The following is a 9,792-nucleotide window of genomic DNA, read 5'->3' as shown; positions in this document are numbered from 1 at the left end:
GCCCTGGCTTCCTGGTAAATGGCTTCGTTCTCCTGCATGGGACAATTAGCCGGTAATCGCTCCAGTTTCCCCGTCCTACAGGCATAAACTCCACATTGAGCACAGCGCATTATTTAATAAGCCTCCTCACTGGGATATAAGGACAAAAAATCAGAACATTATCCTAGTATTTCCCGCCTTTTTTCACCATGGTAAGCGACCTTACTCCTCACCCGTGCAATTGGTTAAATACTACTCTTTCAGAAACAAACTTGAACACCAGTTCTGCTCCAGTACCCGCGTCCCGGTCTTGCTACGATATGAGGGCATGGGTGCGGTACCTCATTTTGATGTTTTTTCACCCCCTGTTATACCACAGTACGTTCTCGGAAACTCCCAAACGTTGGTACTCAAGCCCTTCATGAAGGGCTTTTATTTTTTTCTCCCCATCCCCTATGGGGTATAGGGATAAATAAGTGCCGAAAATAGGTGTTTGAGTTAGTACGTGTGCGATTTAGGTTGTATTGCTTCTAAATCCATCCATTACGACCAAATTTTGCCCTTGACTTTTCCAAAATGCCACCAAAATTGGGGTGGAAGTATTTTTCAATACCCTATTTGAGGTGGTGTTTTGTTTATGCTCATTACCTGTCGTCGCCACTCTAATTTCCAACAGTTCCTGAGGGAAAGACTGCCTTCCCTGGCTCTTGCAGAGCCGGAAAGGTTGTTGTCTTTCTCCACCCAGCTGGCCAAGGTCTGGATCCTTAATCTGGACCCGGCCATTCCTTTCTTGCTGTCTCGTTATTCTGCTTATGGCCGCCCGGCTGAGTTTGACCCGGTTGATTTGCTGCGTTCTTTGGTCTTGATGACCAGTTTGAAGGTCCCTGGTGTTTCGCAGTGGGTAGTAATGCTGCGACGGGATAAGCTCCTGGCTATCCTTTCGGGTTTTGAGCCGCATAAGACGCCTGGCGTTGGTACTTTTTATGATTTCTTCCACCGCTGTTGGCTGGAGGATAGGGTGATTATCCATAGCTGGCGCTTGAAGCTGCGTCCTTTTTTGGCAAAACCTAAGGATAAGCCTAAGTCTGGTCAGAAGCTGGCCCCAAAACACCTAGGTGTCGTGGGGAGGTTGGTTAAGCGGGCTATTAAGGGCCAGTCCTTTAGCCGCAGCCCGGAGAGGTTGATCCAATACATCTTCGCCCGCTGCTGCGTGGACCGCTCGGTGTCCTTGGGACTTATCCCTGACTCTGAGGCTTTAATGATCGCCGGGGATGGTTCGCCTTTGCGCACGGGCTCCAGCCCGGCCGGCGTCAAAGTCTGCCATTGCCGCGAACAGGGAATCTTCCGCTGTGCTTGTCCCCGCCGTTACCCGGACCCCGACGCTATCCTTTCGGTTGGGACAGGTATCGGGGTGTTTATTACTACGGTTATACTCTTTATGAGTTAACCGCTGCAGATAGCCGTTATGAGTTACCTCTTTTTGTTTCTCTGGCCCAGGCCCGCCGCCATGATTCGGTCCTGGGGGTGGTGGCCCTGGCTCAGTTTAGAGAGCTTTTTCCTTACCTTAAAGATTGCTAAGGCTTTATGGGATGCCGCCTATGATGTCTATGACTTCTACCGCCTGCATCAGGCCTGGGAGATTGAACCTTTTATTGACCTCAACCCTAAAAACCATGCTCATTTTCGTCATATGCCTTCCCTGGAGGTTAATAAATTCGGCATCCCGCTCTGCCCGGCTGGTCATCTTATGGTCTACAACGGCTTTGATAAAAAGCGTTCGCGAATTAAGTGGCGTTGCCCTTTGGTCGCTGGCAGCAAGCGGCTTAAACGGGAGATTAATTGTCCCGGCCCTTGCTCATCTTCGCCTTACGGCCGTACTGTTTATACTAAGCCTCATGATGACCTGCGCCTCTTTACGCAAACGCCACGCAACTCTTTGACCTGGAAGAAAGTCTACGCCAACCGTTCCGCCTCCGAGCGTTCTTTTAAGCGGGCCAAGGTGGATTATGAGCTGGAACGTTGCCGCGTGAGGAGAAGGAGGCCTGGTTCTGGCGCAGCTACCTCGCGGCTATAAACCAGCACCTGGATGCCTGGATTGACGAGACCTCATCTCAAGGCTTGGACATCTGGGCTGAGGTGCTGGGCCAGCCCCAGGCGGCTTAGTATTTTAGTCATTTAAGCCCCCACTTTTCCATGAAATCCCTGGAAATGTACTCATTTTTAGGGGTTAGCGTTGTTGTTTCCTTTTTTGTGTCTCTTATCCCTCTATTTAACATTTATGGTTCATTTTTGTTATTAAGGAGACCTCGTTATTTCATTCGTCCGGCATACCTTGTATTTTTTTGGCATCACTTCCCTTTGATTGGTTATCTCCCTGCTTTTACCTGGGGTTTTCTAGAGGTTTTCGAGAGCCTACGAGAAGTGAAAGAAGAAAGATTGAGCTTGAGAAACGTCGATTACAGAAGAAAATTAGCCGTTATAACCTGCCAACAACCTTTGATAACCATACAGTCACCAGATTTGCTAATTTTGGTCTGATTGAAGCCTTTAAGCAGGCTATTATAGGTTTTAAGAAGATAATCCGCAATACCTTAACGATGCGCAAAGCGCCTAACAGTAAATTTCAACCCCCGGAAATGCTGGATTTCCTGATCGATGCCCAGATATTAGGGTTATCCCGCTTTGAACATACGCAGTGTATAAGGAATGTGTATAAGGAATGAACAGGGTTACGCTAAAATCAAGGGAATTGGTGATTTCCCTGAAGAAACAGGTTTCAGGCGCCTTTTGGCTGCCATGCAGGAAAATTCCCTGGAAGAGCTACGCTCTATTGATCAGCAGCTACGGGAAATGCGCTCTAAAACAGTACCACCCAGGGAGATATGGTTAGATATTGACGACACAGTTATCACCTTGCATGGTTCCCAGGAAGGCGGTACGATAGGCGACAATCCCCGCTATCATGGCCGCCCTTCCCTGAAGGCTAAAGTCGCCTTTATAGCCGAAACCGCTGAACTGCTTAATCTCAAGGCCTATAATGGTAAAATCCATAGCAACGGTGGTTTTCTAAACTTCTTTCAGGATACGGAACAGAGATTGCCAAGGAATTACGTTTTAAAGGGGGTACGCCTGGATAAAGGCTTCTTTGACGAAAAAAACTTCGATTACTTCGAGGAACGAACCTATTTGTATGTCTGCAAGGCCCCTTTGCGTGGGGGACTGCAAAAAGTCATTGCTTACCTCAACCGTTTAGCTACTAACAGTAAGCACTACTTTCTTAAAAATCCCTGGCAAGCAGGGGTTGGATGATGCTACCCATTTTTCAGGCTACCGTTCTTCAAGGGAGTGATTGAAAAGGTGATTCTTATTAATTCCTGGTAATCAATGGTATATTAACAGGGTTTTGGTACGTTTCTTCTTCATACAAATTTTTACTTGCCGATTTCAGGTTTATTTTTGTTGCTACGGTAGTCTCTCTAATTTGTTCACCCAGCATCTCTTGTTCTTTTTGGCATCACTTCCTTCTAATTAGGTTGTTCCCTGTTTTTACCTTGGGTTTTCTGTGTGTATACGATCCTTTTCTCTATTATAAGGAGTTTTTTCTTGCAAGGAAAGGATATTTTAGGATTTTGGCGGATTTTAGGGTGCAATAGCCCTTTACAAGTTAATATTTTTATATGCAACGTTAGTGACAGAGGCTATTCTTGAGCCCGCAAAACTCGTACTCATAACACCTCCCTCCATTTCATTGTTTTTTTGCCGACTAACTATCTGGGGTTAATTCCCAGTAACGGCCAGTAAAAATAGGCCATTATTAAAGTTACGGCCATTAGCAGGAAAGTAGTCAGGCTACCAGCCCTTAACGTATCCCTTGTGGTATAGAATCCAGCGCCATAAGTTGCTAGCAGGGTCGGCGACTGGGTGGGTAAAAACATACACAGTTCACTTCCTACCACCCCAATCATCCCTAACCATATGGGGTTTAACTTCAGGTTGGTAGCCGTAGCCATTACCATTGGTAAAATAACTGTACTGGCGCCCAGAACGCTATTAAACCCCAAACGGATAATAATGCAAATAACCATAATTGTTAGACCCAGAAGCATTACACTGTTAGTCCGAATATTACCAAATGCAAGGGTCGCCAGCCAGTCCATAGCCCCCGTTTCCTTGAGGGCCGAGGCGAGGGATAAACTTCCCCCAAAGAGAATAACCGTTCCCCAATCCACTTCGAGCATGGCTTCTTTCCAGGATTGAAGGTTAAAACCGGGGAAAAAGGTTAAGGTCGCCGCCAGTACTGCAACTAAGGCCACTGGCAGATGATGCCAATAACTGGTTATCCAGAGTATAAGCATTCCAAAGAAGAGTAACCCGACCTTCTTTTCCTCCGTTGTCATTGTTCCCAACTGTACGAGCTGTTCTCGGATATATTGACGCCCTTTACTTATCTGGTGTACTTCGGGGGGGAATACTTTTAAAAGAAGGAGCCAGACCAGGAAAGTAGTTATTAACGACCCGGGTAACATCATCGCCATCCAGTGCAGGTAATTCCAAGAATAGCCACCAACGCGCTGAAATAGGCTCATGGCATAAATCATTGACAGGGACCCTGTCAGCAAAGAACTGGAAAAAATCAGGGAAGTGAAGGACACGATCAGGAACATGGCTTTACCAATATTGGACCCAGGTTTTAACCCCATGGAACTAGCCATCCCCCGACAGATGGGTACCATTAGCGCCGCCCGGCCGGCAGAAGTAGGTACCAGAAAAGTAAAAGCTATTACTGTAAGGGCAATCATTAAAAGATTTTCCTTGATTTTACCCTGGGATAAGCTCAATAAAAGAAATGCCAAGCGCCGGTCCAAGCCGCTTTTTACCATGGCCCCCGTTAAAATATAAATAGCAACCAGCAGCGCCATGGAGGTGTCGGCGAACCCTGCCAGGGATTTTTCAAAAGTGATAACTTGCATTAATGGTAGAACAACAATTATTACCATCGCCGTTACGGCGGGATGAATTATCTCCGTCACCCATAGGGTTACTGCCAGAAGTAAAACAACCAGTACCCGTAAGCCGTTAATGGTCAGGCCAGGGGGTAAAGGTAGATAGTTAATACCCACCAGGCCAATCCCCAGCATCAAAATCAACAGGTTGCGCCCCTGAAGGCCTTTATGTAAAGCAACGTTCAACCTGGTTATATACACGTATATCCCTCCTATCTCAATAATTTGCTTCTAGCTTGTTAAATCTCCTGCTCTCTTAGATTTTTATTTTTTAAAATGAAGTCCAACAGGGCATACTAAGCCTTCTGCATCAATTATCAATTGTCGCACCTTGTTTTTAGACTTGGAAACAGCACGGGTACTAAACTCCATATTTTCTCGGGCAATCATCCTGAAATCCAATGAGGCAGGAGGAAGCTCATGTAAGACATCCTAGAAACCTGTTGCGGTCTCGACAAGGAAACTGTCGTCGCCTGCCTATTAAAAGGCAATGTTGGCAGGGAGCCGGCTAAAACCATCCGCACCTTTTCCACCCTTCTTGCCGGACTTGATGAACTGAAAGCCTGGCTGGAAGCGGAGAACTGCCGGCATGTGGCCATGGAAAGCACTGGGGTTTATTGCAGCCTGTATATAACGTACTAGAAGAAGCCTTTGACGGCAGTATGGTTTTGATTGTTGCCAACGCCCGGCACATGAAAAACGTTCCCGGTAAAAAGACCGATATGAAGGACGCTGAATGGATAGCCACCCTTTTGCGCGCCGGATTGTTGGAAGGAAGTTTTATTCCCTCTAAACCTATCCGGGAACTCCGTAATCTGACCCGGTACCGCAAAAGTATTATCGAAGAGATTGCGTCGCAGAAAAACCGGATCGAAAAGTACTTACAAAGCTGCGGTTTCAAGCTCTCCACCTTCCTCACAGATATCTTCGGGGTATCGGGCCGGGCGATTATGGACCACCTTTGCCGTCACGGGAAGATATCCGCCCGGGAAGTAGAGACTTTTGTAAAAGGGCGTGCCAAGAGCAAGCTCCAGGAAATCAAACAGGCTGTCAATGGTAAAATGGATATTCACCAAAGGGAATTCCTCAAGCTTTTGCTGGGCTGGCTGGATCAGCACTACGAGCATCTTCACCAGGTAGAGCAAAAGCTGGAGGAAAAATTGGGTCAATACCAAAGACAACTGGAGCAACTGGACGGCATCCCGGGGATTGACAAAACCGCTGCTGCCGCTATTCTGGCGGAAATCGGCATTGATATGAGCCGCTTTAAAACTGCGGAACATATCTGTTCCTGGGCGGGCTTAAGTCCCGGCAATAATGAAAGTGCAGGAAAAAAAAGTCCACTCGCACCACCCACGGTAACACCTATCTAAAGCGGATCCTCTGCGAAGTTGCTTGGTGCATCACCCGAGTACGCGACAGCTATTTATCGTCCTGGTACTGGAAGGTCAAGCAACGCCGCGGGGCCAAGAAAGCCCTTGTCGCTCTAGCCAGAAAGCTCCTTGTAATCATTTACAATTTATTAAAAAACGATGCAGATTACGACGAGACTTCATTTGAAAAAGCAAAACAGAAGCAGGAAAGATTTCGGGTTAAAAAATTATTGCTGAGGCCCGGAAGCTGGGTCTCGAGGTAGGGGAAGTCACCCAGGTCGTTTAACAGTTATATTCTCCAGAAGGATTAACCCGGCTGATGCAAGTTCATGCATCTGCTAGCTTGTTATTGCCTTTTTACACCCTGCCTGGCAGGCATACTCAGCTGGCAAAGATCATTTGATTTGGGGTATTTTCTTACTATATACTGCTAAAAAAGAGGATATCATTCCAGTCCTATAACTATCAAAGCCCTGCCTCGCCCACCGTTGGTGGGGCGACTAATCCGGGTGATGTACGAGGATATCATAAGGAGTGAGTTCCTCTCGGGAAATGGGAGATACCTCATAGAAAAAAGCCAGGACGATGAAAAAATCCTGGCGTTAAAATGATTTTTTCTGCCAGATGTTATATTTTACTGTAGCTTACTCTGGTACTTCCGGGATATACCCCTGTTTCATCAGCAAGCGGGTCATTTCCTGGGCATCCTGGATTATATTTGACGCCAGGTCGTAGAGTTCTTCATAACTACGGTTTATCCTGGCTACCCCCTGTTCTACGGCTTTTGCCCCCACGGCGGCCGCTTCCCGGGGGTAGACCTCCCACTCGTCCATGGTGGGCAGCAGGTAATCGTCGGCAAGCAGGCCTTTATCCTCGGCGTATTTAGCCAGTTCATAGGCGGCAGCAATGCACATTTCATCGGTAATGGTCTTAGCCCTGACGTCAAGGGCACCGCGGAAGATGGCGGGGAACCCCAATGAATTATTCACCTGGTTGGGGAAGTCGGAACGGCCGGTGGCTACAATCCTGGCCCCGGCTTCTTTAGCTTCCCAGGGCCAGATTTCGGGGATGGGGTTGGCGCAGGCAAAGACAATGGCTTCTTCAGCCATGGAACTAATCCATTCTTTCTTGATAACGTCGGGGCCGGGCTGGGAGAGGGCGATAACTGCGTCTGTACCCCGCATGGCTTCCGCAATACCCCCTTCCCGGCCTTCGGCATTGGTTAACGTGCACATCTCCCATTTTTCCCGGTGGGTTTCTTGGAGTTCGGTACGCGAGGGATTGAGGATGCCCTTGCTGTCGGTCATGTAAATGTTGCCCGGGGTAACCCCGGCTTTGATAAGCACGTGGGCAATGCGGATGTTGGCCGCCCCGGCACCGATTAGAGCTATTTTGACTTCTGACATTTTTTTGCCTACCAGTTTGAGGGCGTTAATCAGGCCGGCCAGGGTGACGGCTGCCGTCCCCTGCTGGTCGTCGTGCCAGACAGGAATCTCCATTTCCTGGCGCAGGCGATCCAGGATACCAAAACATTTGGGCTGGGAAATGTCCTCCAGGTTAATGCCGCCGAAGGAAGGCTGGAGGTATTTTACCGTTTGGATAATCGCTTCCGGGTCTTTGGTATCCAGGCAAATAGGCACGGCATCTACGCCACCCAGGTACTTGAATATAAGAGCCTTGCCTTCCATAACCGGCATGGCTGCCTCGGGGCCGATATCTCCCAGACCCAGAACCCTGGTGCCATCGGAAACAACGGCCACCGTATTCCATTTGCTGGTATACTCGTAAACGAGTTCTTTGTTTTTGTTGATGGCTTTGCAGGGTTCGGCTACCCCAGGGGTGTACCAGATGGCGAAGTCGTCCAGCTTGCGTATGGCACAGCGGGGCAGGGTCTGCATTTTACCGCGGTAAAAGGGGTGGAGTTTCATGGCGTCTTCAGCCGGTTTTTTGGCTTTAGCCAGGAGTTCTTCTTTAGTCAGCATTTTGTCGTATTCCTCCTTTTGATATTATTTATTGGTGTTATTTACAGGCGTATCTGGCTATGGCTTCTTCGTAGAGATCAGCACCATAGCAGTCGTTGACGACGGTTGCCGGGAAGTTTTCCACCTCCAGGGCCATGATGGCTTCGGGCCCTAGCTCGGGGTAGGCTACTACCTCAGCTTTCTTGATACTTCTGGCAATCAGGGCTCCAGCCCCCCCTACAGCGGCCAGGTAAACGGCCTTATGCTCTACCATCGCCTTTTTTACTTCCGGCGAACGCGAACCCTTGCCAATCATTCCTTTAAGGCCAGCTTCGACTATCAGGCGGGGCGTATAGGGGTCCATGCGGCCGCTGGTGGTGGGCCCGGCAGAGCCAATGGCCTGGCCTGGTTTGGCCGGCGCCGGGCCGACGTAGTAAATAACCTGCCCCTTAAGATCCACGGGCAGCGCGGCGCCCTCATCGAGGAGGGCGATTAACCGCTTATGGGCCGTGTCCCTGGCGGCGTAAATAACCCCGCTGATGAATACCTGATCGCCGGCCCGGAGATCGCTGACCTCAGCATCGGTCAAGGGGGTACGGATGTATTTGGTAGCCATTTTTTCACCTCCTACAGGGTAACGCTTTTGTGGCGGGCGGCATGGCACTGGATGTTAACGGCCACAGGGAAGCTGGCAATGTGCCGGGCAAAAATTTCTATATGTACCGCCAGAGCGGTTACCCGGCCGCCAAAGCCCTGGGGCCCTATCCCCAGGCAATTAATGGCCTCCAGGATCTCTTTTTCCAGGGCAGCTATTTCCTCGCGGGGATGAGGCTGGCCCAGGGGCCGCAGGAGAGCTTCCTTGGCCAGCAGGGCGCATTTTTCAAAGTTGCCACCAATACCTACTCCCACAACAATGGGCGGGCATGGATTGGGTCCGGCCTTTTTTACGGTATCGATGACAAATTTTTTCACCCCCTCGTACCCGGCAGCCGGGGTAAGCATACCAACTGCGCTCATATTCTCGCTGCCGCCCCCTTTAGGGGCAACGGTTATAGTCAGGTGATCGCCGGGTACGATCTTGGTGTGGATTATCGCCGGCGTGTTATCGCCGCTGTTCTTGCCGTCTATCGGTGGGTAAACCATGGATTTACGCAGGTAGCCACCGGTGTACCCACGGGCGACCCCGGCATTGATGGCATCGTAAAGGTAACCGCCTTCAATCCGGACATCCTGACCCAGTTCCAGGAAGATTACGGCTACGCCGGTATCCTGGCAGATGGGCACTTCCTCGGTTGCAGCGATGGTGGCATTCTCCAGGAGTTGTTTTAAGACTTCTTTACCGGGGGGTGAGACCTCACTAGCCAGGGCCTTTTCCAGGGCTTGGCGCACGTCTTCTCCCAGGTAATAGTTGGCCTCCCGGCAGAGTTTCTCCACGGCTGCAGTTATCTGGCTGCAGGTAATGGTTTTGGGCATGGG

The 9,792-nt window shown here is 49.4% G+C and carries 7 protein-coding genes and 1 pseudogene; 4 read left to right on the top strand and 4 right to left on the bottom strand.

Features of this window, described 5'->3' with window-relative positions:
• Positions 1–616: 616 nt before the first annotated feature.
• The 3 genes from MOMUL_RS17075 (at position 617) to MOMUL_RS08785 (ending at position 3,288) form a co-directional block, all read left to right on the top strand.
• Entirely contained in the window at positions 617–1,426 is an 810-nt protein-coding gene (locus MOMUL_RS17075) for a hypothetical protein (RefSeq protein WP_062284175.1), read from the top strand.
• Between the two features lie 60 nt (positions 1,427–1,486).
• A complete protein-coding gene (locus MOMUL_RS17070; protein WP_201786491.1) occupies positions 1,487–2,053 on the top strand; it encodes a transposase in 567 nt (188 codons plus the stop codon).
• A 632-nt stretch (positions 2,054–2,685) separates the two neighbouring features.
• On the top strand, positions 2,686–3,288 hold the full coding sequence (locus MOMUL_RS08785) for a transposase (protein ID WP_062284172.1): 603 nt from the start codon (positions 2,686–2,688) through the stop codon (positions 3,286–3,288).
• 458 nt (positions 3,289–3,746) lie between these two features.
• On the opposite strand, the gene MOMUL_RS08780 is transcribed toward MOMUL_RS08785, so the two are convergent.
• Positions 3,747–5,183 carry an SLC13 family permease gene (locus tag MOMUL_RS08780; protein WP_062284169.1) on the bottom strand — a complete coding sequence of 479 codons (1,437 nt, stop codon included), beginning with the start codon at positions 5,181–5,183 and terminating at the stop codon, positions 3,747–3,749.
• A gap of 228 nt (positions 5,184–5,411) precedes the next feature.
• Here MOMUL_RS08780 and MOMUL_RS08775 point away from each other — a divergent pair.
• A pseudogene (locus MOMUL_RS08775) lies at positions 5,412–6,641 on the top strand (IS110 family RNA-guided transposase).
• Positions 6,642–6,999: 358 nt separating this feature from the next.
• Here the strand turns inward: MOMUL_RS08775 and MOMUL_RS08770 are convergent.
• From MOMUL_RS08770 to MOMUL_RS08760, 3 genes are read right to left on the bottom strand one after another with little or no spacing between them, the layout of a single operon-like run.
• Complete coding sequence (locus MOMUL_RS08770) at positions 7,000–8,337, bottom strand: NAD(P)-dependent malic enzyme (protein WP_062284166.1); 1,338 nt, start codon at positions 8,335–8,337, stop codon at positions 7,000–7,002.
• 37 nt (positions 8,338–8,374) lie between these two features.
• Complete coding sequence (locus MOMUL_RS08765) at positions 8,375–8,932, bottom strand: Fe-S-containing hydro-lyase (RefSeq protein WP_062284164.1); 558 nt, start codon at positions 8,930–8,932, stop codon at positions 8,375–8,377.
• A gap of 11 nt (positions 8,933–8,943) precedes the next feature.
• Complete coding sequence (locus MOMUL_RS08760; RefSeq protein ID WP_062284161.1) at positions 8,944–9,789, bottom strand: fumarate hydratase; 846 nt, start codon at positions 9,787–9,789, stop codon at positions 8,944–8,946.
• Positions 9,790–9,792 lie beyond the last annotated feature (3 nt).

This window comes from Moorella mulderi DSM 14980 (genome assembly GCF_001594015.1).
Lineage (GTDB): Bacteria > Bacillota > DSM-521 > Neomoorellales > Neomoorellaceae > Neomoorella > Neomoorella mulderi.
This window is presented reverse-complemented; position numbering and strand designations above follow the sequence as displayed.

What these genes read in the sequence shown, in the direction of transcription:
- MOMUL_RS17075 (WP_062284175.1), top strand. Translation starts at nt 617, where the DNA reads ATGCTCATTACCTGTCGTCGCCACTCTAATTTCCAACAGTTCCTGAGG.
- MOMUL_RS17070 (WP_201786491.1), top strand. Translation starts at nt 1,487, where the DNA reads ATGATTCGGTCCTGGGGGTGGTGGCCCTGGCTCAGTTTAGAGAGCTTT.
- MOMUL_RS08785 (WP_062284172.1), top strand. Translation starts at nt 2,686, where the DNA reads ATGTGTATAAGGAATGAACAGGGTTACGCTAAAATCAAGGGAATTGGT.
- MOMUL_RS08770 (WP_062284166.1), bottom strand. Translation starts at nt 8,337, where the DNA reads ATGCTGACTAAAGAAGAACTCCTGGCTAAAGCCAAAAAACCGGCTGAA.
- MOMUL_RS08765 (WP_062284164.1), bottom strand. Translation starts at nt 8,932, where the DNA reads ATGGCTACCAAATACATCCGTACCCCCTTGACCGATGCTGAGGTCAGC.
- MOMUL_RS08760 (WP_062284161.1), bottom strand. Translation starts at nt 9,789, where the DNA reads ATGCCCAAAACCATTACCTGCAGCCAGATAACTGCAGCCGTGGAGAAA.